At 57.4% G+C, this 20,665-nt stretch carries 18 protein-coding genes; 6 read left to right on the forward strand and 12 right to left on the reverse strand.

Annotated elements, in window-relative coordinates:
- Nucleotides 1-33: 33 nt before the first annotated feature.
- Together OKX01_RS17585 and OKX01_RS17590 are read right to left on the reverse strand one after the other, a co-directional pair.
- The gene (locus OKX01_RS17585; RefSeq protein ID WP_094198023.1) at nt 34-726 is read right to left on the reverse strand and encodes a GntR family transcriptional regulator; all 693 of its coding nucleotides are present in this window, start codon (nt 724-726) and stop codon (nt 34-36) included.
- A gap of 170 nt (nt 727-896) precedes the next feature.
- Nucleotides 897-1,385, reverse strand: coding sequence for an Lrp/AsnC family transcriptional regulator (locus tag OKX01_RS17590; protein ID WP_094198024.1), 489 nt, complete (start codon nt 1,383-1,385; stop codon nt 897-899).
- A gap of 313 nt (nt 1,386-1,698) precedes the next feature.
- Between OKX01_RS17590 and kynA the strand changes: the two genes are divergently transcribed.
- From kynA to OKX01_RS17605, 3 genes are read left to right on the forward strand one after another with little or no spacing between them, the layout of a single operon-like run.
- The gene (gene kynA, locus OKX01_RS17595; protein WP_094198458.1) at nt 1,699-2,571 is read left to right on the forward strand and encodes a tryptophan 2,3-dioxygenase; all 873 of its coding nucleotides are present in this window, start codon (nt 1,699-1,701) and stop codon (nt 2,569-2,571) included.
- Nucleotides 2,571-3,476 (forward strand): alpha/beta hydrolase, encoded by a 906-nt coding sequence (locus tag OKX01_RS17600; protein ID WP_094198025.1) that lies wholly within the window; start codon nt 2,571-2,573, stop codon nt 3,474-3,476. The genes kynA and OKX01_RS17600 overlap by 1 nt, the downstream gene beginning before the upstream one ends.
- The gene (locus tag OKX01_RS17605; protein ID WP_094198026.1) at nt 3,476-3,853 is read left to right on the forward strand and encodes a RidA family protein; all 378 of its coding nucleotides are present in this window, start codon (nt 3,476-3,478) and stop codon (nt 3,851-3,853) included. Before OKX01_RS17600 ends, OKX01_RS17605 begins: the two co-directional genes overlap by 1 nt.
- A gap of 39 nt (nt 3,854-3,892) precedes the next feature.
- Here the strand turns inward: OKX01_RS17605 and OKX01_RS17610 are convergent, their stop codons facing one another.
- Together OKX01_RS17610 and panB are read right to left on the reverse strand one after the other, a co-directional pair.
- The gene (locus OKX01_RS17610) at nt 3,893-4,858 is read right to left on the reverse strand and encodes a LysR family transcriptional regulator (protein WP_264672185.1); all 966 of its coding nucleotides are present in this window, start codon (nt 4,856-4,858) and stop codon (nt 3,893-3,895) included.
- 64 nt (nt 4,859-4,922) lie between these two features.
- Nucleotides 4,923-5,744, reverse strand: coding sequence for a 3-methyl-2-oxobutanoate hydroxymethyltransferase (gene panB, locus OKX01_RS17615; RefSeq protein ID WP_094198028.1), 822 nt, complete (start codon nt 5,742-5,744; stop codon nt 4,923-4,925).
- A 344-nt stretch (nt 5,745-6,088) separates the two neighbouring features.
- Between panB and OKX01_RS17620 the strand changes: the two genes are divergently transcribed.
- Nucleotides 6,089-6,937 (forward strand): aldo/keto reductase, encoded by an 849-nt coding sequence (locus OKX01_RS17620; RefSeq protein WP_094198029.1) that lies wholly within the window; start codon nt 6,089-6,091, stop codon nt 6,935-6,937.
- A 2-nt stretch (nt 6,938-6,939) separates the two neighbouring features.
- Here the strand turns inward: OKX01_RS17620 and OKX01_RS17625 are convergent, their stop codons facing one another.
- Both OKX01_RS17625 and acnA read right to left on the reverse strand, forming a co-directional pair.
- Entirely contained in the window at nt 6,940-8,355 is a 1,416-nt protein-coding gene (locus tag OKX01_RS17625) for an MFS transporter (protein WP_108728382.1), read from the reverse strand.
- Nucleotides 8,356-8,479: 124 nt separating this feature from the next.
- Entirely contained in the window at nt 8,480-11,233 is a 2,754-nt protein-coding gene (acnA, locus tag OKX01_RS17630; protein ID WP_094198031.1) for an aconitate hydratase AcnA, read from the reverse strand.
- A gap of 263 nt (nt 11,234-11,496) precedes the next feature.
- Between acnA and OKX01_RS17635 the strand changes: the two genes are divergently transcribed.
- Entirely contained in the window at nt 11,497-13,086 is a 1,590-nt protein-coding gene (locus tag OKX01_RS17635; protein WP_094198032.1) for a sensor domain-containing diguanylate cyclase, read from the forward strand.
- 22 nt (nt 13,087-13,108) lie between these two features.
- Here the strand turns inward: OKX01_RS17635 and OKX01_RS17640 are convergent, their stop codons facing one another.
- The 6 genes from OKX01_RS17640 to OKX01_RS17665 form a co-directional block, all read right to left on the reverse strand.
- Nucleotides 13,109-13,957: a putative RNA methyltransferase gene (locus tag OKX01_RS17640; protein ID WP_230019400.1), complete on the reverse strand. Its 849-nt coding sequence runs from the start codon at nt 13,955-13,957 to the stop codon at nt 13,109-13,111.
- Between the two features lie 80 nt (nt 13,958-14,037).
- Nucleotides 14,038-14,841 (reverse strand): N-formylglutamate deformylase, encoded by an 804-nt coding sequence (gene hutG / locus OKX01_RS17645; protein WP_108728380.1) that lies wholly within the window; start codon nt 14,839-14,841, stop codon nt 14,038-14,040.
- A gap of 29 nt (nt 14,842-14,870) precedes the next feature.
- Complete coding sequence (locus tag OKX01_RS17650; RefSeq protein WP_264672186.1) at nt 14,871-15,695, reverse strand: carbon-nitrogen hydrolase family protein; 825 nt, start codon at nt 15,693-15,695, stop codon at nt 14,871-14,873.
- Between the two features lie 22 nt (nt 15,696-15,717).
- Nucleotides 15,718-16,563, reverse strand: a complete 846-nt coding sequence (locus tag OKX01_RS17655) for a serine hydrolase (RefSeq protein ID WP_094198036.1) — start codon at nt 16,561-16,563, stop codon at nt 15,718-15,720.
- Nucleotides 16,564-16,582: 19 nt separating this feature from the next.
- On the reverse strand, nt 16,583-17,995 hold the full coding sequence (locus OKX01_RS17660) for a gluconate:proton symporter (RefSeq protein WP_094198037.1): 1,413 nt from the start codon (nt 17,993-17,995) through the stop codon (nt 16,583-16,585).
- Nucleotides 17,996-18,116: 121 nt separating this feature from the next.
- On the reverse strand, nt 18,117-19,601 hold the full coding sequence (locus OKX01_RS17665; RefSeq protein WP_264672187.1) for an N-acyl-D-amino-acid deacylase family protein: 1,485 nt from the start codon (nt 19,599-19,601) through the stop codon (nt 18,117-18,119).
- A 106-nt stretch (nt 19,602-19,707) separates the two neighbouring features.
- Here OKX01_RS17665 and OKX01_RS17670 point away from each other — a divergent pair, with 106 nt between their 5' ends.
- Entirely contained in the window at nt 19,708-20,652 is a 945-nt protein-coding gene (locus tag OKX01_RS17670; protein WP_264672188.1) for a LysR family transcriptional regulator, read from the forward strand.
- The last annotated feature ends 13 nt before the right edge of the window (nt 20,653-20,665 follow it).

The raw sequence follows: 20,665 nt of genomic DNA on the forward strand, positions 1-20,665 counted from the left end.
CTTTGGTGGGGAATGAGTAGTTGAAAGATCGATTCAATCGGGCAGATCCAAGCGGTCAAATATCCAGGAGACATCTTCCTGAATGTATTGACGTGCCTGGGCGAAATTGCCGTTACGCAGCGCGATTACGGCGGACTCGTGCAATTGGTCCGAGGAGTCCTCGTTGTGGAGTAATTCGCGGGTTTCGCGCAGATAAGCACCTGACTGCAGCCACAGGCTCTCGATCATGGCGAGCATGACCGGAGACTGGGCGGCGGCGTAAATCGTGAAATGAAAGATCCGATTTTTTTCCAAGCTGCTGGCCACGCCTTTGGGCGTACGACGCTCTTGTGTAATTTCTTGCGCCAACTGTTCCAACTGATCCAGCACAGAGGATGTCAGCAAGGGGCCGGCCCACTCGGTGACGGTGCCTTCGATCAGAACGCGTGCACGACGAATATCGCTCAAGCAGGCTTTGGTGATCAGCGGAACACGCGTGGTGCCGTTGGGCAACGGCTCTAGCCCCTGTTGTGCGACCAGGCGGCGTAATGCTTCACGCACGGGCATGGTGCTGGTGCCCAGCGCGTCGGCCAGGTATTGAATACCCAGCACTTGGCCGGCACGGTATTCCCCGTGCATCAGCTTGTTTCGCAGGGCTTGATAGACCGCTTCGTTAACGGATTGCCGAACGATAGGTTGAAAAGCTTCGAGCGGAGCACTGGCGCTTGCAGCATCTGAATGTTTCATTAGATTCCGTCACAAAGTTAGTTCGAGCAATGATTTGTGATTTTTGATCAATTCTAAGGACGGACTTCTTTGACAATAAATCAGAGCTAACCCTTAGCTGCCTAACTCATCATGGGTAACGCGGCAAAACGTAGGATCACGTCGCATATCAAGGTTTACAGCGTAGTGAATCAGGGTGCAGGCTTGACCATTACCGGGATTGGCAGCTCGTTAAGCCCCTTGAACTCCTGCAAGGAAAAGCTGGTTTGCGCTTGCCGGACACCCGGCAAACGGTGCAGTTTCCGTTGCAACAACTCCGAATAGCTGTCCAGGTCCTTGGCCACCACCATGAGCAAAAAGTCGGCCGGGCCTGCAATGCCATGACACATCACTACCTCCGGAATATCGCGTACCGCTTCTACAAACTGCACCGAACGCGCTTCGTTCTGAAAGTCCACACTGATGCTGACGAAGGCCACCACACCGTAGCCCAGGCCGCGACGATCCAGCCGGGCGTGGTAGCCTGAAATAAGCCCGGCTTCTTCCATGCGACGGATCCGGCGCCAGCAAGGCGACTGCGATATACCCACTTTTTGCGCCAGCTCGCTTGTGGTGAGCCTGGCGTTTCGTTGCAGCTCGGCCAGTAAACTGCAATCCACCTCATCCAAATCTATTTGCATAAAAAAACCTGTTTTTAAAGTTTTCTAGAAAAAATTATGCTTCTATAAAAAACAGCTTGGCGCAAGACCCTTAAATCCCTAAGATCAACGCATAAATTTAAGTGGGATTGAATAATGAAACCACAGACAACATTCAGCTTTACCCCTGTGCCCGCCTGCTCGGGTGACTGCACCGCGCCACTGATGGAAACCTTCGGGCACGATGCATGGCACACTCCCCTTGGCGCGCAACGCGACTTTGGTTTTCCAGCGACCCACGCGACCTGCTCTACAGGCCGCACAGGTCATGATTAATGTACCGGGAACAGAACAAATGAATGCTTCCAAGGCATCGGCTGACAAGGGAATCAGCGAGACAGAGCGCATTGTTTCGGAAGAAAAAGCGCAGTTGGATTTCAGCCAATCCATGAGCTATGGCGATTACCTGCACCTGGACGAGGTGCTGGGCGCTCAGCACCCGCTCTCGCCTGCCCACGACGAAATGCTGTTTATCATCCAGCACCAGACCAGTGAACTCTGGATGAAACTAATGCTGCACGAACTGAACGCGGCCACTGAATCGGTCGCTGCTGACCGATACGCCGACAGCTTCAAGATGCTGGCGCGTGTCTCGCGCATCATGGAACAACTGGTCAGCGCCTGGACGGTGCTCTCGACCATGACCCCGCCGGAATACACTGCCATGCGGCCTTATCTGGCCAGCTCCAGCGGCTTTCAAAGCGCACAATATCGCTGTATTGAGTTTGCTTTGGGCAACAAGAATGCCGCCATGCTCAAGCCACATGCACACCGCCCTGAGCTACTCCGCCAGGTTGAGGCCGCTTACCGTGCCCCCTCGCTGTACGATGAGTCGCTGCGTCTGTTGGCCCGCCAGGGTTTTGACATTCCCGCAGACTATCTGGAGCGTGACTGGACGCAGCCCTACGTGGCCAGCCCCGAAGTCGAAGCTGCCTGGTTGCAGGTTTACCGTGACCCACATGCACACTGGGACCTGTACCAGTTGGGTGAGAAACTGACCGACATTGAGGACGCCTTCCGTCTTTGGCGTTTCCGCCATGTCACGACGGTTGAACGCGTCATCGGCTTCAAGCGCGGCACCGGTGGCACAGGCGGCGTCAGCTACCTGCGCAAGATGCTGGACGTGGTGCTGTTCCCTGAAATCTGGACGGTTCGGACCGCGCTGTAATGCCAGCCTCACACGACTTACTCTCCGCGCAGGAGCGCGAGCGCGAATACTCGCCCAGCTCCTGTATAGGCGGAAACTACGCGCCTTACATCGAGGACTACGCCACGCTTAGCGCAGCGGCCTTGCAAAGCGGATCACGTCATACCGAGCTGGCCTATGGCAGTGCCGCCGCACATAAGCTCGACCTCTTTTTGCCTGCGCCGCGCGACTCGGAATCCCTCCCACCGCTGCTGCTGTTTATTCACGGCGGCTACTGGCAGGAGCTCTCCAAGGCGTCCTCTTTGTTCTCGGCCCCGGATTGCACCAACGCGGGCATCGCCTTTGCGGCCATCGATTACACCTTGGCACCGCAAGCCTCTGTCCATGACATGGTGCTGGAATGCCGCCAGGCACTGCGCTGGCTGTATGAGCACGGTAAAGAACTGGGTTTTGATCCGCAACGTATTGTCGTTTCCGGCAGTTCTGCCGGTGCGCATCTGGCAGCCATGTGCTGCCTGCGCGGATGGAAAGACGACCCTGATTTGCCTGTCGGCGCACCTGCAGCCGCGGTGCTGGTATCGGGCATTTACGATCTACAGCCCCTGATTGGCACCAGCATCAATGAGGCACTGTCTCTGGACGTGGACAGTGCACGAGCGATTAGCCCTCAACTGCTTGATCTGAACGGATTTCCTCCCACCATCATTAGCTGGGGAGAAATCGAAACCTCGGCGTTCAAACGCCAGAGTCAGGCTTTTGCCGACGCGCTGAACGCACTGGGCGCCCAATATCTGCCCCCCATCGAAATGCCCGCACGCAACCACTTCGATGTCATTGTTGACCAGGCTCGCCCCAACACCCGTTTGGGCGATGCAACGCAGGCGCTCTTTGCGTCTTTGCCGGTCATCTCTACTCGGAGCAAGTGATGAAACAAGTTGTCGACGTCGGGCTTCCTCCCCTCAAGCAAGCGTTCTCCTGGGCTGTCAAAGCCAAAGGGGAAATGCTGTTCATGGTGGCCGGGCCTGTGCGGCCGGACGGCAGCATCGATACGGGAAGCATCGAGCAACAGGCTCGCCTGACCTTTGCCAATATGCAACGGGCCACTCAAGCAGCGGGAGCTAGCCTGGAAAACGTCACCCAAGTGCTGATTTACATGACTGATATCGCCGATATGGACGTCATCGACAAGGTCTACAGGGAGTCTTTCTCCGCGCCCTTTCCCAACCGAGCCAGCGTGGGCGTGGCCGCTTTAGTGGAGCCGGGCATGAAGCTGGAGGTTGTGGCTTACGCCATGATTCCTTGAGGCTGACAAAGGCGGGGCGCCGCAGCAGCCCCCATCTGTTTACAGCGAGTCAAACGGATCCTGCGTGCTGGGCAAGCCCGTATCATCTCCCAGTACAAAGCGCGGGATGAACTGCAGCACATACTGTCGCATGGCCTCGACCAGACGCTGTGCATCGGGGCGTAGTTCGCGTGATCGCAGCGACACCACGCCGACCATATAAGGCACGTGGATATCAATGGGGCGCAACACCACATTCGGCAGTGGCAGGCCGTGGGCAGTGAAGGGGTCGATCAAGGACACGCCTACCCCTTGGCTGGCCAGAACCAGCCCTTCCAAAGACGATGCAACCTCGATATGACGAATATCTTCCGGTGCTTCCGGACTGGCGCGCAACAGAGCGGTTGCCAGGGTATGACGCAGGCGATGGCGGTTCTGAATGGAAATCAGGGGCGTGCCTTGAATATCACTCAAACGCACCAGTTCGTGCTCGGACAGGGGATGATCCAATGCCATACCCAACAGACACGGACTTTGTCCTGACCAGTGCAAGGTGCAACCATCAATATCGAGCGGCAAACTGGTAACAGCCAGATCTGCCCGCCCTTCGTCGATGGCTTGCACCACCTCTTCCGGCTTTACCGTATCAATAATCAGCTTTTGCTTGAAGGCGGGATTGTGATGCTCCATGATGCCCAGCGCTTGGGGCAGCAACCCAATAGCCAGCGCATGAGTGGCCACGATACGCAGGGGCCGCAGGCCGCCACGGGCGATTTCCAGAGCGCGACTTTGCAGCACCTCCAGATTCATCAGCACCGGCCTGGCTTCCAGATAAAACTCGCGCCCTTGATCGGTCAGGGTGACCTGCGGACGGGTACGAGTAAAAAGCCTGAAGCCCAGTTCCTGCTCCAGCTCCTGAATCTGGCGGCTGACCACAGGCTGAGAGCGGTCCAGCAAACGGCCGGCAGCGGTCACACTGCCTGCGGACATCACAGCTGCAAAAGCTTCTAATTGGCGAATTTCCATGTCGGTCTATGTGAATGCCGCATTTATCAACATGAAATATTCTAATGCGGAATAGTTAGCCGGACTAGCGTTTCACGCCGAAACACTGCTCCAACGTGGGGAAAGAACCATCACGCACCTCCGCCGCGTACTGCGCTGCCGCTTGCGAGATCAAGGCACCCACATCCGCGTAAGGTTTGGCAAATTTGGGAATCTTGCCGTTTGTCAGGCCCAGGATATCTTCAGTTACCAACACCTGGCCATCACACGCAGGCGATGCACCGATACCGATCGTAGGAATGGCGATGGTTTCGGTAATCCGGCGGCCCACACTTTCCGCCACCCCTTCCAACACCACACCCCAGGCACCGGCCTGGGCATGTGCGACGGCATCGTCCAACACGCGCTGGGCTGCAGCATCGGTCATGCCTTGAGCCTTGTAGCCACCCATGGTGTTGACGTACTGAGGCATCAAACCCACGTGGGCCAACACAGGCACGCCGCGCTCGACCAGAAAGCGGGTCGTTTCAGCCATGGCTTGACCGCCTTCCATCTTCACTGCCTGGGCACCACTGGCCGCGAGCATACGCGATGCGTTGGCAAATGCCTGCTGGGGTGATTCCTGATAGCTGCCAAAGGGCATATCCACGACAATACAAGCGTGCTTAGTAGCACGCACCACGGCCGCAGCATGGGCAGCCAACATATCCACCGTAATGCTCAGGGTGTCAGGCATGGCATACCCTACCATCGCGGTCGAATCGCCCACCAGGATCATATCCATGTGCTCGTCCAGCATTCGTGCGATAGGCGCGATATAGGCTGTTAACGACGCAATTTTTTGTTTGCCCTTATAGGCGGTCAGAGCGGGAACGCTAATGCGAACCTGCGTGGTATGTACGCTCATACTTACTCCAGCTGGAACCCCATAGGACAACGCTTATATGGGATTATGAATGATGCAGATTGCAACATCTTAATAAAAAATCCAGTCGACGCCTCTATAATCGCCGCAGGACAAAAAACAATAAGCCAATTTCCTGCCTACGTACAAGCTTCACGTGTCCATCCCGTGTGGATTCAGGTCCCTTTAAGGACTTTTGCCTTGACACCGCCTGTACTCTAGGACCTGTTAACACGATGTAAGGAGATTGCGTTAACAGGCCCTAGGCCCCGATCGTTCCCCATGCGCGGTGGTTTCATCAGCCAGACCCTGGCTGTTTTGCCGTGCACTCTACCGAGGAGAGACTTATGTCGACTACCCCCCCAACAATCACCTTCCACGACGATAACCGCGCGCCACAACTGGGCCTGGGTGTCTGGCAGGTGCCTGCCGAGCAAACGGCCGATGTGGTGTGCAGTGGCATCGAGGTAGGCTACCGCCTGATCGACACTGCTGCCATCTACGGCAACGAGGCCGAAGTCGGTCAAGGGATTCGTCAGTCCAAGGTGCCACGCGAGGAGCTGTTTGTGACCACCAAGCTGTGGAATGACATGCATGGCCACGACAACACCCGTGCAGGCTTTGAAGAAAGCATGGACAAACTGCAGCTCGAATATGTGGATCTGTACCTGATTCACTGGCCTGTGCCCAAGAACCGCCAGTACATCCAGACCTGGGAAACACTGATCAATCTGCGCAATGAAGGCCGCGTCAAATCCATTGGTGTGTGCAACTTCCTGCCCCAGCACCTGCAAACCTTGCTGGACAAGACCGGCGTGTTGCCTGTGCTCAATCAGATTGAGCTGCACCCCGGCTTTCAGCAGGCAGAGTCTCGCCACTACCATGAAGACCACGCTATCCAGACGCAAGCCTGGAGCCCACTGGGACTGGGTACGCTGTGGGACAATCCGGTACTGAACAAGATTGCCAAGGAACATGGCCGCTCTGTGGCGCAAGTCATGCTGCGCTGGCAGATTCAACTGGGCAATATGGTGATTACCAAGTCCACCTCCCCCGAACGCCAGCGTGACAATATGGACATTTTCAGCTTCGAGCTCAGCGAGCAGGACATGGCAGACATTGCCGGTCTGGACCAGGCCGAAGGTCGTCTTGGCCCGGATCCAGAATTGTTCCGCTTGCCCAAAAGCACTGTCTAAGGCTAAGCCTTGGGGCGCACCCGTCTTGCAGGCCCGGACAGGAAGGCGGCAAGAAGAGGCGCCAGAGCAAACAGCCACAGCAGAGCCTGCGCTGACTGGCGCGCGCCCTGCACCCCACCGGGGTCTGCAAAGCCCGAGGCCGTGGTGATGATCCCGGCCAATGCAGCCCCCAAGGCCATCGTAAACAGCTGCAAGGTCGTAATGGCAGCCGAGGCAATATTCTCCTGGCCCTTGGGCGCGGAATGAAAGACCCGTGTCAGCAGGTGCGGCCAGGCCAGACCAATCCCTATTCCAACGCCCAGTAAGGACAGGTACAAGGCCCAGGAATAATCCCTGCCTTCGCTCAAACCCTCCCACGGGATAAACACGCCCAGGGCAGCCAGCGACAAGCCCGAGAGCACAGGCCCGGCAATAATCAATCTGTCCCCGGTTTTCAGCCCACGGCTGGAACTGGCAATCGAACCCAAGGTCCAGCCACCGGACATCAAGGCAGTCAGGTAGCCGGCTTTCAGCGGGCTCATGTGATGGATGATCTGCAGGAAATACGGAATGAAGATTTCCGTTGCCACCGCCACACTGACCAAGCCAATACCAGCGTACAAACTACCCAAGGCGGTGTTGATGGAATAGGTGCCCTGCGGAAACAGGCGGCTGGTGGACTTGCTGTCGGCACGCGCCATCAGATACACCAGCATCGCGCCACCCACGACACCGGCCAGATTGATCATCCACGACGTGGACAGGCTACCTGCCGACATGACCAGTACCGAGGCGGTCAGCAACAAGACCTTGCCCAAGGTCGAACCGGATTGACGCGTTTCAGGGGCACGCGCATCACGCAACTGGGTCCAGACCAGAATCGCCAGCAAAGCAGCACACGGCAGGACACTCCAAAATGCCAGACGCCATTGGCCCATCTGGGCAAACACCCCGCCAATCGCCGGTCCCGACAAGGTCGCCACGCCCCACATGCTGGACACCAGGGCCATCACGCGCGGCCAAAGCCGCTCTTCAAACACCAACCGGATCGAGGAGTAGCTCAGACCCAATAGCAAGCCACCCCCCAATCCTTGAATCGTGCGGGCAACAAGCAGGAAAGGCATGGAAGGCGCCGCCGCGCACAAGGTCGTGCCAATCGCAAAGAACAGCAGCGACACCAGAAAGCTGTGTCGCAGGCCCCATTTTTCCAGGACTTGGGGTGACAGGGCCGAGCCCAGAATCGATGCCACCACAAAGAGCGTGGTATTCCACGCGTAGTACTCCAACCCGCCTATATCTTCCACCACGGAAGGCAAAATCGTGGTCGCCACGTACACATTGATCGCGTGAACAGCCACGCCTCCGGCCAAGGCCAGCGAGCGCAAGCCATTACGGCCAGACAACAACTCAGACCAAGATGCTTCTTGGGTATTCGCCATTTTTCTTTATCCACACAAAAGGCCGGCAAAAGAGCCGGCCCCTAAACACACAAATGCGCCAGAGGCATGACACCACTGGCGCACCTGCTGGCGTGTCAAATCACGCCGTGGCCTGCTGCCGAGCTTACGCTTTCAACAAGCCCCGCAACACGTACTGCATGATACCGCCATGACGGTAATAATGCGCTTCGCTAGGCGTATCAATTCGGACCAGGGCCTCGAACTCAATATCGCCAGCACGCACTTTGACCTTCTCGGGGATCTTGTCCTGATTCAAGGCGGTAATGCCTTCGATGTCGAAGACTTCATCGCCCGTCAGACCCAGGGTTTGTGCGTTTTGGCCAGCCGGGAACTGCAAAGGCATCACGCCCATGCCCAGCAAATTGCTGCGGTGAATACGCTCGTAAGATTCGGCAATGACTGCCCGTACACCGAGCAGCACCGTGCCTTTGGCCGCCCAGTCACGCGAAGAACCCGAACCGTATTCCTTGCCCGCCAAAATGACCAGCGGGACATCGGCACTCAAGTAATTGCGCGAGGCATCGTAAATCGTTGCCACGGGCGCGCCGTCTTGTGTGAAGTCGCGTGTGTAGCCCCCTTCCGTACCCGGAGCCAGTTGGTTACGCAAGCGCACGTTGGCAAAGGTGCCGCGAATCATGACTTCATGGTTACCGCGACGCGAGCCGTACGAGTTGAAGTCCTGCGGCTGTACGCCGTGGTCCATCAAATAGGTGGCCGCTGGCGACATGCGTGCAATCGACCCAGCCGGACTGATATGGTCGGTCGTCACCGAGTCACCCAGCTTGGCCAGCACGCGTGCGCCACGAATATCCGAGACAGGGCTGGGGTCACGCTTCAGGTCAATGAAATATGGGGGTTTGCGCACGTAGGTAGAGGAATCCTGCCATTCGAAACGATCCCCTTCGGGTGTAGGCAGAGAGCGCCAACGCTCATCACCGGCAAACACATCGGCATAACCATCGCGGTACATATCCGAGGCAATCGCCTTGCTGATCACGTCCTGCACTTCAGCAGCAGAGGGCCAGATGTCTTTCAGATACACATCCTTGCCATCGCTACCCTGCCCCAAAGGCTCCTTGTACAGGTCGATATCCATCGTGCCCGCCAAAGCGTAGGCCACCACCAGCGGTGGCGACATCAGGTAGTTCATTTTCACTTCGGGGTGAATACGGCCCTCGAAGTTACGGTTACCCGACAAGGTGGACACCACGGCCAGATCGTTTTGATTAATCGCCTGGCTGACTTCTGGAATCAGTGGGCCGGAGTTACCGATACACGTGGTGCAGCCGTAACCCACTAGGTCAAAACCCAGCTTGTCCAGATAGGAGGTCAGGCCGGCACGGTCGTAATAGTCGGTAACCACGCGCGAGCCTGGGGCCAGACTGGTTTTCACCCAAGGCTTGCGGCTCAAGCCTTTTTCCACCGCTTTCTTGGCCAGCAGACCCGCGGCCATCATCACACTTGGGTTGGAGGTATTGGTACACGAGGTAATGGCGGCAATCACCACCGAGCCGTGATCCAGCTCGCACTGGCTACCGTCGGCCAACGTGAACGTCACCGCCGCTTTACGAGGTGCGGGTGGCTTGTGCGAAGGCACGTCCGACGCAGGGAAACTCTCTTCCACGGCCTCGTCATAGGTCGCTACATCGTCGCCCAGCAGATCACGTACCGAGGTACGGAAGGCGGATTGGGACGAGGACAGGGCAATGCGGTCTTGCGGGCGCTTGGGGCCGGCAATCGAGGGGACGACCGTGGACAAATCCAGCTCCAGGCGCTCGGAGTAGCGAGGCTCGTGCTGCGGGTCATGCCACAGACCCTGGGCCTGGGCATACTCGCGCACCAGGTCGATCTGCTCTTTGGAGCGCCCCGTCAGCTCCATGTAGCGCAGGGTTTCCTCGTCAATCGGGAACATGGAAATGGTGGAGCCGTATTCGGGGCTCATATTGCCGATCGTGGCACGGTTGGCCAAAGGCACAGCGCTGACGCCAGGGCCATAGAACTCCACAAACTTGCCCACGACACCGTGCTTGCGCAGCATATCGGTAATCGTCAGCACCAAGTCTGTCGCCGTAGTGCCTTCAGGCATTTGACCTGTCAGCTTGAAACCCACAACACGGGGAATCAGCATGGAAATGGGCTGTCCCAGCATAGCGGCTTCGGCCTCGATACCGCCTACGCCCCAGGCCACCACGCCCAGACCGTTCACCATAGGCGTGTGCGAGTCCGTACCCACACAGGTATCGGGATAGGCCAGTTGACGGCCTTGTTCGTCGCGCGTAAAGACCACGCGGGCCAAGTGCTCCAGGTTCACCTGGTGAACAATACCCGTGCCCGGTGGCACGACCTTGAAGTTATCAAATGCACTTTGGCCCCAGCGCAGAAACTGGTAGCGCTCCATATTGCGCTCGTACTCGATCTGTACGTTGCGCTCAAAAGAACTGGGTTTGCCAAAATCGTCCACGATCACCGAGTGGTCAATAACCAGCTCTACCGGTGCCAGGGGGTTAATTTTTTGCGGGTCGCCACCCAGCGCCTGCATGGCTTCACGCATGGCGGCCAAGTCCACAACGGCTGGCACACCGGTAAAGTCCTGCAGCACAACACGTGCGGGGGTAAAGGCGATTTCACGATCGGGCTCGGCAGCAGGATCCCAGGCGGCCAGGGCGCGAATATCATCCGCGGTCACATCGGCGCCATCCTCGGTGCGCAGCAAGTTTTCCAGCAGGATCTTCAAACCATACGGCAGGCTGGCAACATCCAGGCCATCTCCACGAACCGCATCCAACCGATAGTAGTCGTAGGACTGCCCGCCGACATCCAACTGGTGCAAAGCCTTAAAACTATCTACGCTTTTCATATCGGGATCTCCATGGAAAGGTGCCGGCCGATACCATTCAATTTACCCAGCCAGCGATACTCATGTGGTAATTGTCTATTGGTCTAGACCATTTCACATCTTACACGTTGCTGTTGCCCCCTGCCGGGCGGACTGTCCTTGCCGTGGTCTCCAGCTGCATTTAAACGACCCCAAAAAAATTCTTTACGTATAATGAATTAGGGCAGTTCTTGCCTTCCCCAGCTCCTTCCAGCCCTTTTTCATCCTAGCACTCGCCCATCCTCATGTTTTTTGTCGATCTGCGCCGGCTGATTTTGCTGCTGGCTACTGCCAGCAGCCTGCTGACCATGGGTTACACCTTATATGGAGCCTACTGGGCAGAACGTACCCTGTTAATGGACCAGGCCCTGGAAAAGAACCGGGCCTATGCGCTGAAACTGGCAAGCAGCACAGATGCCTTTATTGCCAATTTGCAGCAGCAACTTCGTTACAGCGCCAATCTGCTCTCGGGCCCCGCCCCAAAAACTGAGCAGCAGCTCAATGCGGAGGTCAACCGCCTGCACGAGCAAAACAACAGCTTCAACTCGGTGCTGATTCTGGATACCAAAGGCCAGGTACTGGCCAATGCCCCTTACAACCTCGGCCTACTGGGCACCGTATTGCATGGTGAGGGCACCCGACATGCTCTGAACAGCAAAATCCCCCTGGTCAGCTCCCCGTACATGTCGGCCACTGGCCGGCTGCTGATCTTTCTGTCGTACCCCATTCTTGACGTTGATGGTAACTATCAGGGCCTGGTAGGCGGCTCCATCTATCTACATGAACCCAATAGCCTGAATGCGCTGCTAGGCGAGCACTTTCATCGTGACGGCTCCTACATCTATGTCGTCGACAAAAACAAACGTCTGCTTTATCACCAGGATACAAGTCGCATCGGCGAGATTATCAGCGACAACCCTGCCATTGATGCCGTCAACCAAGGCAGGATTGACGCCTTGGCCTTGGAGAACTCTAAAGGCACAGACATGCTGACCGGCTTTGCCCCCAGCAAGGATGTGCAATGGGGCCTGGTCGTACAAAGCCCCACCGACACCGTTTTGAAAGAACTTAGCGGCCTGCTGGGTAAAGTGTTGCGCAACTCCATCCCATTTTTTGTCGCTGTCCAGATCCTTATCTGGATGCTGGCCATGCTTATTGCCAAGCCTTTGCGCCAGTTGGCCCGCCAGGCTCCCCACTTGGACACAGACTTGGCCGGCTCCCGCATCAGCCAGGTTCATGCCTGGTACTTTGAGTCCCGCCAGATCAAACTAGCCATGCTGCTGGGCCTGAAACGCGTCAATCGCAAGATGGGCGTCATGGATATCGAGCGCAATACTGACCCACTCACCAGCCTGACCAATCGTCGTGGCATGAATGCCATGCTCCAGCAGTGGAGAGACACAGACACCCCCTTTTCCGTTCTGGCGGTCGATATCGACCACTTTAAACGTGTCAACGATACCTACGGCCACGACGTGGGCGACCTAGTGCTGTGCTTTTTGGCCAACACCATGCGAGCCTGCACCCGTGACACGGACCTGGTTTGCCGCGTCGGGGGAGAAGAATTCAGCATCTTCCTGCCTGAGCAGGATATCGACCAAGCCGTACAGCTAGCCGAGCGTCTGCGCATATTGATCAGTAAAACCAACAGCCCCACAGGCTCGCCCATTACCATCTCCATCGGAGTGGCAAATTGGCCCATCCATGCTCGTGAACACAGCACTGTCTTGAAATTGGCCGACGAGGCGCTCTACACAGCCAAACGCAATGGCCGCAACCGTGTTGAAATCAGCTCTCAGAACGATCAGGTGAGAGAAATGCCCCCTCCCCTCTGAACAAGAGGAGGGCTGGGCCAACTTAAAGACGACGCAGCACCTTGATCTGCACATCTACCTGCAGGTCAAGGCGCGTCAACTGACGCACTCGCTCCAGACCCGGCATACTGGCACGAAACATATGAGGGGTCATCAACAACAAATCTGCAATTTGTTCCTGCGTATGTAGCGATACCTCAAAACGGATACGCTCGCTGTGCTCCAAGCAAAAGCCGGCTGCCACGGTTTGCTCTTGGCTCTTGTCGACCTTCAGACTGCTGTAAATGATACGGCGCAGCTCCAACAAATGGTCTGCACCTGTCTCCACCTGCACCCAAATGCCGCCGGGTTTCAGCGCCCGTAAAAACTCATCGGGAACGGCAAAACCAAACAGGCACAGCACGGCATCCAAGGCACCGTCAGGCACGGGCAAATGTGCGTTGCTCCCTACCAGCCAACGTATGTCTGGTGAGCTGCGTGCTGCTGCCATGACAGCCCATTTGGAAATATCCAGACCGATCAGGGCCAGTTGCCCCTGTTGATCCTGCTGACGCAAATAACGCGGATAATAGCCTTCCCCACAGCCTGCATCCAGACAAGCGTAGGGCGCCTCCCCTTCCAATCCATCCATCAAAGCACGCCACACACCTGCGGCAATAGGTTCGTATACCCCCGACTCCAGATAACGGCGACGCGCCGCCACCATCTCCTTGCTATCTCCTGGATCACGTGAGCGCTTGTTTTGTACAGGAAGCAGATTGATATAGCCCTGGCTGGCCGTATCGAAACAATGGCCCGAAGGGCAGCGCCAGCTGGGAGCCTCGAACAAGAGCGGCAAGCCGTCCAAGGGACAGCACAGTTGCTCAAATAGGGGTGGGGAAAAGTCAGACATGAATGAATCGCTCTACGGCCACCGTGGCCAAGGCGATAGTGTAGCGCCCCGGCTTGCCTGTACCGGGGGTCACGACAAAGTTACGACTCGGACGCAAAGGCCAGCGCGTCGCGCAACAAGGCCTCGATCAAGGGCTGAATGTTGTGAGCAGCCGCTTCGTTGTAATCAAAGGGCCACTGCTCTTGCATATAGCAGCACTGCGCCATCTCCAACTGCACAGCATGAATGTTCTGCTGAGGACGTCCGTAATGGCGGGTAATGTAGCCACCTTTGAAACGACCATTCAGCACACTACTGTAGTCTTTGTTGGCCAAGGCCGTTTTCATCAGACGATCGCTCAAGGCAGGATCACAGCTCTGACCATTGGCCGTCCCAAAATTCAGATCCGGCAGACGGCCTTCAAAAAAGCGCGGAACCACCGAACGAATCGAGTGCGCATCCCACAGAACTACACGACCATGCAAGGTCAGCAGACGCATCAGCTCTTCTTCCAGCTTCTGGTGATACGGTAGCCAGATGCTCTCGCGGCGCTGGGCAATCTCACGTTCGTCCGGCTCTTGTCCAGGCTGGTAGATAGGCTCATCGTCAAAGGTATCCAAAGGACAGAGACCGGTCACACTTTGCCCTGGGTACAGGCTGGCATTGTCCGGCGGGCGGTTCTGATCGACAACAAAACGCGAGTACGTCGCCACCAGCACAGACGCGCCCAATTGCTGAGCGCACTCGTATAGACGGGGAATATGCCAATCCGTATCCGGCACCTGACGCGCTGACTCCGTAAAACGCGCCAACAAGGCCGATGGCACATAGGTGCCCGAATGGGGCATGGAAATCAACAAGGGGGCAGTGCCCGGATAAAACTCAAAGGCCGCAGGAACGGTCATGGCAGACTCCAGTCTGTTTCAGCACACAATCAAGAAGAAATAGGATACAGATCACCCCGGCGGTGCAGCCAGGCCGGGAGCGACTCTCGCATGCGCTGCACGCGCGCGGGATCCAGATCGGCACAGATATAGCCAGGGTGATCGGGCATGCAGGCCAATACCGTACCCCAAGGGTCAATAATCATGCTGCGGCCCAGACAAGGCATTGCGGGGCCAGGGCCACCGATCTGCGCGGCGGCCAGTACGTAGCACTGGTTCTCAATGGCACGGGCACGCAACAGGACCTCCCAGTGATCACGGCCAGTATGCACATTAAAGGCTGCCGGCACCACCAGCACATTCGCGCCACGGGCACGCAAGGTACGGAACAGCTCGGCAAAGCGCATGTCGTAGCAAATGCTCAGGCCCAGATTCAGCTCCCCAACCTGCACATTTTGCAAATGCTGACCATGGCAGAAATCGTCGGACTCACGATATTCCAGACCATTTACCACGGCGTCGTACAAGTGCACCTTGCGGTATTGCGCCACGATTTCACCGTCTGGCGAAAACGTCACGCTGGTATTGCCCAGGCGATGATCAACAGGACGGCGCTCGTGCATGGAACCCAGATGAATCCAGGCACCGGTGCGGCGAGCCAGGCTGGCCATGTGATCGGTCACCAGACCCGGAATGGGTGTGGCGTTTTGCTGCAACCATTGCGTATCACCACGCACATCGCTGTACTCGGGAGTCACAATCAACTGTGCCCCGTCTTTGGCGGCGGCCAGCACCCAATGTTCTAGCTGATCCAAATTGGTTTGGCGGTCGCGGCCGCTATCCAATTGCACCAGGGCAACACGTGTCGTAGACATACTTTTATCCTTTCGGACCGGCTCAGTACTGCAAGGCGCGGGCCGTTTCCAAGGCCAGACGGGACAAGACACCCGCCCCCTGGCCACCGTATAAAGAGGTGCTGGTGCGGCCATCGGTAAAGCCATCGGCCATCACGGCCAGCACCACACTGCGTTCGCCCATCGTCAAGATACCGGCATCGTGACGCAAACCGGGCAAGGAGCCGGTCTTGTGAGCCAGTTGAGCGATAGAAGGCAGCATTGCCGCAAAGTGACCGCGTTCGCGCTGGTCCGCCAGCATATCCAGCCCCTGCTGACGCAGGTTTTCCGGCAAAGCAGGCGAATGCAACAGGTACAGCAAGGCCGAGCAAGCATCCTGGGCCGTGGTCCAGTTGTCCTTGCCGGCCTCGCGCGCCTTCATGTCCATCATGTGACGCTGCAAGTCCGTATGCTGCAAACCAGCCTGGGCGCTCCAGGCATTGATGTTATCCATGCCCAGCAAATCGATCAGGGCATTGGTGGCGACGTTATCGCTCAGGATAATCATCAGCAAGGCCAGCTCGCGCAGGCTCAGGCTGGGTACGCCGGGCAACTGACTCAAAATGCCGGTGCCGGGTGTGCGGTCGCCCTCGGGCAGAGGGTAAACCGACTCCAGCGACAGCTTGCCCTGGGCCACCTGCTCCAGCAAACACAAGAGCATGGGCGTCTTGATCAGGCTGGCCGACGGCATGACGCGCTGCGCATGCCAGTCAAACAGGGAAGTGCCATCGGTAGCGTAGACCGCCATCGAAATACGGGCGGACTCCTGGGTCAGCAAAGGCTCCAGTCGCTCTTGCAAGCGCTCACGAACCAGCGGCGCATCCAACAACTCGCTTCCCACGGTAAACATACACTCTCTCCTTCAGTACTCAGACCAGAATCATGAACAGGCCAGCGAACATCAACAGATTGATGATCATGACCGCCCAGCCGTTATACAGCATGTACTTAAGTTGAGTGGAGCGTGCCAGGCCCATCTGGCCGAACATATCTGAAGAAGGGAAAGGACCAAACCAATCAATCTGCGAACTGCCCAAAATGACGGCAGCGGTTGCAGCAGGACCCACCCCAGCAGCAGCCAGAACCGGGCCAAAAATCTTGGCGGTAAAGGTCATCTGCGCCACAGCAGCACCCGGGATATGGCCCACCACGTTAAAGGCCACAATCAGCATGCACAGCACCGCGCCACTGATACCGATCAGGTACGGCTGCACCGAATCGAGCAAGGCGTGATAGGCGTTCAGTTGGTCCACCAGTACCAGCACCGGGTTGAACAGCCAGAACAGGAAGAAGATCCAGATCAGCTTACCCGCACCGGCATACATGGCCTGCAGGATTTCGCGTGGGTTCATGCCACCGGCCAGACCTGTCGCTGCCCCCAGGGACACCATCACAATAATGGCGTAAGCAAAGCCAGCTTTAGAGGCGATACCCACAGCAGCCAGACCCACAATGGTGATGCAAAACGCCCAGGCAGCACGCACCGCCTTGGGTGAAGCCTTGGCATTCACGTCAAACGCAGCCGCACCTTGAGCGGCCTCTTCGTACTGAAACTGGTCTTTGGTGATCTTCTGAATGCGACCGGACATGAACCAGCCCGTCAGCAAGGTTGCAGCCGCCATAGGCAGACCGGCCACCAGCAGGTAGTCGGTGTAGCTCAAACCCGTCAGACCCGTTACCGTCACCACGTTAGGGGTGAATGGACCCAGCACCAGACCGGCTGAACCAGCGCTTTGGAACAGGGCCGCCACAGCGGGGGGAGACAGACGCACGGCAGCAGCAATCGGGATCACCACCGCCGCAATAATGGCGTTACCGCCCGCCAAGGTACCCAGAGCGCCACAGATCAGGGTGGACGCCACCATGATGCCCAGACGCACACGCACCGGATTGGACAAGCCAATACGCTTGACAATCGCTCGTACCAATTGCTCGGCAGCACCGGTACGGGCGGCCACTTCACCCACCCCGGCGCCCAGCACAATAATCAAACCCACCACCGCAATGAACGAGCCCAGGGACTCGGCCAGCAGTTTACCCATAGCAATCGGCGTAGTACTGGTCATGATGGCGCCCAATACAATCGCACCAATCGTGGCCAGAACAATATCCACACCCAACAGGGCGATAAGCGCAAACACCACCACCGGCGTCAAGCCCCACAGGGAGCTTTCACCCGGCATGTAAAAGTGGGTGTACAAGGCAATCGCCATGCCAATTAAAAACACCACCATGGCTGCATTGCGCTTGCCCGTTGGCATTTGTTGCTGAATGACACTCATGTCGTCTCCTTAACGATCCTTCCTGACCAGTGTTCAATAACCGGCCTGCATGTGATGCAATCGCACCGCTCTGGTTGACTACCCCAGATCCTGGCGACTGCTTTCTTGTCCAATGCGCCGCTTATAGCGGGATAATCGGCGCATCCAGGCTTTGCGCCTGAGCGGCAAAGGCGCGGTTAAGCACCTGTCCGGGCCGCTGCTCCGGGGCGGCAGGATGAACCTGCACGCCATTCACAAACACGGTCTGCACACCTTGAGACGGTAAGGTGGGCTGCTCCCAGGTGGCGCAATCTTGCACCGTTTCGGGATTAAACACCACCAGATCCGCCCAGGCGCCGACTTGCAACACGCCGCGGTTTTCCAGCCCGAAAACCGAGGCAGGCATGGCCGTCATTTTGGCGACCGCCTGCTCCAGGGACATCAGGCCATCTTCGCGTACGTACCGCCCTAAAATGCGCGTGAAACTGCCCCACAAACGAGGGTGGGGATGCGCATCCGCAGGCAATCCGTCCGAGCCCACCATGCAACATGGGTGGCTGAAAATGCGCTGGACTTCTTTGTCGTCCATCGCAAAGTAAATCGCGCCAGCAGGCAGTAAACGCCGTGCGGCCGTTTCCCGGTCACAGCCCCACTGCTCGGCAATCTCGGCCAGATACAGGCCATTGCACTCGGGATGAGGCTCGGACCAGGTAATACGAATCTGGTCTATGGTGTGGGCACGCTCAGGGATCAGGATCGTGGAACTGCCCGAATAGGGATAAATATCCAGGGTGGCCTGCACGCCATCGGCGCGGGCCCGATCAATATTGGCCAAGGTATGGCTGCTGCGGCCCCAATTGGCCGGCATCATGCACTTGTGGTGCGACACCAAGGTGGCACACTGCGTCTGACGGCCTACCGCCAGCACTTCTTCGACGGACTCCTGCACCGTGTCGCCCTCATTGCGAATATGGCTGGTGTGCAGGGAACCTTTGGAAGCGGCAACACGGGCCAGACCTTCCAGTTCGGCCGGTTCGGCCATGCAGCCGGGCTCGTAAGCCAGGCCGGTACTAAAGCCCACGGCGCCTTCTTCCAAGGCCTTGGCCAGCAAGGCCTCCATAGCCTTTTGCTCGTCGGCGTCAGGCTGGGACAAGGGGTCCTGCATCACGGCCATGCGCAAATTCGCGTGCCCGACCAACGCTGCCACGTTGATCATGGGCTTGAGATGGCGCACCGCTTGCACGTACTGCGCCATGTCGTCAAACAAGGGCGAATCGCCCAGCAAGGCCAAAGCCGCTGCCGAGTTGCCCGGCAAAGGAGCGGGGAAGGCGCTGACACCACAATTGCCGACCACAACCGTCGTAATGCCCTGGCTGGTTTTCCAGTCCAGAACGGGCCGTTCGATGAACATCAAATCATCATGGCCGTGAGTATCGATAAAACCAGGAGCCACCACATGGCCGCTGGCGTCCACCGATTGCTCGGCGTGCCAGGCACTCAAGTCGCCAACCGCGACAATACGCCCCTCTCGAATACCCACATCACCACGCCAACGCGGGGTGGCCAAGCCATCAATAATCCAGCCATTGCTGATCTTGACGTCCAAGCTGCGGTCGTCTGTCTGCATTTACGTCTCCACTTACCCTCCCACAAAAAGGGGAGTTGACCGCATTATCCAAAGGTATTATTAATATGAAAAATTGTTTAAGTTAATTGATTAATCAGAAAATGAAATGGACAGACTTCCCAAGCACATCACGCTCAAGCACCTGAATGCCTTTGTTGCCGTCGCTCAGGAGGCCAGTTTCACCCATGCCGCGCGTCGTCTTTTTCAAACACAATCCTCGGTCACGGGCCTGATTCAGCAACTGGAAGTTGCCCTGAATACCACCTTGTTCAACCGCACCAGCCGCCGCGTATCCCTGACGCCTATTGGTCTGGAGTTCCTGCCGCGCATCACCCGCCTGCTGGCGGATTTTGATGGCGCCATCAGCGATGTCATGCGGTATGGGGAATTGAAAAGTGGGCGGGTCAGCGTGGCTGCCGCCCCATCGGCCATTACGGATTTGATAGCACCGGCTGCCGCGAATTTCTCGCAACAGCACCCCGCCGTGCGGCTGTACTTACGGGATGACAACTCAGGCCGCATTCAGCGTCAGATCGTGGCCGGGGAAATCGACTTTGGTCTGACCAGCCCCTGGGCAGATGTCCAAGGACTGGACAGTCAGCCCTTGCTGGAAGACCAGTTTGGTGTGCTCTATCGCAGCGACGACAAGCTAATCAAACCAGAGGCCAATAACACGGTCAGTTGGTCTGCCCTGAATGAGCGCAAGCTGGTGGGCGTCGTAGACGAGACAGGCATCATGGCAGTGCTGCAATCACGGCCCGATCTGCCTATAGAAGCGTCAGCCCCGTTTTATGAGGCCTCCAGTACCACCTCTCAAGCGGCACTGGTGCAAAGTGGTCTGGCCATTGCCCTGCTGCCAGCCTTGGCCGCACAACGAGTCTTGATGCCCGGCCTGAGCTTTTCCTTGCTGCAGGCACCTACACTGGTCCGTACTCTCTGTTTGATGTTCCATCTGGAACATGATCTAACCCCCGCTGCTGCTGCCCTGGTAGAGGAAGTTCGAGCCTACGTGAAAAAAGCTCCTTTACCGCCTGGGTGCCGTGCTCTGTGAGAGACGCACCGCG

This window comes from Alcaligenes sp. SMD-FA (genome assembly GCF_025960365.1).
Lineage (GTDB): Bacteria > Pseudomonadota > Gammaproteobacteria > Burkholderiales > Burkholderiaceae_B > Alcaligenes > Alcaligenes aquatilis.

What these genes read in the sequence shown, in the direction of transcription:
- OKX01_RS17655 (WP_094198036.1), bottom strand. Translation starts at nt 16,563, where the DNA reads ATGTTTACCGTGGGAAGCGAGTTGTTGGATGCGCCGCTGGTTCGTGAG.
- OKX01_RS17605 (WP_094198026.1), top strand. Translation starts at nt 3,476, where the DNA reads ATGAAACAAGTTGTCGACGTCGGGCTTCCTCCCCTCAAGCAAGCGTTC.
- acnA (WP_094198031.1), bottom strand. Translation starts at nt 11,233, where the DNA reads ATGAAAAGCGTAGATAGTTTTAAGGCTTTGCACCAGTTGGATGTCGGC.
- OKX01_RS17670 (WP_264672188.1), top strand. Translation starts at nt 19,708, where the DNA reads ATGGACAGACTTCCCAAGCACATCACGCTCAAGCACCTGAATGCCTTT.
- OKX01_RS17650 (WP_264672186.1), bottom strand. Translation starts at nt 15,695, where the DNA reads ATGTCTACGACACGTGTTGCCCTGGTGCAATTGGATAGCGGCCGCGAC.
- OKX01_RS17585 (WP_094198023.1), bottom strand. Translation starts at nt 726, where the DNA reads ATGAAACATTCAGATGCTGCAAGCGCCAGTGCTCCGCTCGAAGCTTTT.
- panB (WP_094198028.1), bottom strand. Translation starts at nt 5,744, where the DNA reads ATGAGCGTACATACCACGCAGGTTCGCATTAGCGTTCCCGCTCTGACC.
- OKX01_RS17625 (WP_108728382.1), bottom strand. Translation starts at nt 8,355, where the DNA reads ATGGCGAATACCCAAGAAGCATCTTGGTCTGAGTTGTTGTCTGGCCGT.
- OKX01_RS17600 (WP_094198025.1), top strand. Translation starts at nt 2,571, where the DNA reads ATGCCAGCCTCACACGACTTACTCTCCGCGCAGGAGCGCGAGCGCGAA.
- OKX01_RS17590 (WP_094198024.1), bottom strand. Translation starts at nt 1,385, where the DNA reads ATGCAAATAGATTTGGATGAGGTGGATTGCAGTTTACTGGCCGAGCTG.
- hutG (WP_108728380.1), bottom strand. Translation starts at nt 14,841, where the DNA reads ATGACCGTTCCTGCGGCCTTTGAGTTTTATCCGGGCACTGCCCCCTTG.
- OKX01_RS17635 (WP_094198032.1), top strand. Translation starts at nt 11,497, where the DNA reads ATGTTTTTTGTCGATCTGCGCCGGCTGATTTTGCTGCTGGCTACTGCC.
- OKX01_RS17610 (WP_264672185.1), bottom strand. Translation starts at nt 4,858, where the DNA reads ATGGAAATTCGCCAATTAGAAGCTTTTGCAGCTGTGATGTCCGCAGGC.
- OKX01_RS17640 (WP_230019400.1), bottom strand. Translation starts at nt 13,957, where the DNA reads ATGTCTGACTTTTCCCCACCCCTATTTGAGCAACTGTGCTGTCCCTTG.
- kynA (WP_094198458.1), top strand. Translation starts at nt 1,699, where the DNA reads ATGAATGCTTCCAAGGCATCGGCTGACAAGGGAATCAGCGAGACAGAG.
- OKX01_RS17660 (WP_094198037.1), bottom strand. Translation starts at nt 17,995, where the DNA reads ATGAGTGTCATTCAGCAACAAATGCCAACGGGCAAGCGCAATGCAGCC.
- OKX01_RS17665 (WP_264672187.1), bottom strand. Translation starts at nt 19,601, where the DNA reads ATGCAGACAGACGACCGCAGCTTGGACGTCAAGATCAGCAATGGCTGG.
- OKX01_RS17620 (WP_094198029.1), top strand. Translation starts at nt 6,089, where the DNA reads ATGTCGACTACCCCCCCAACAATCACCTTCCACGACGATAACCGCGCG.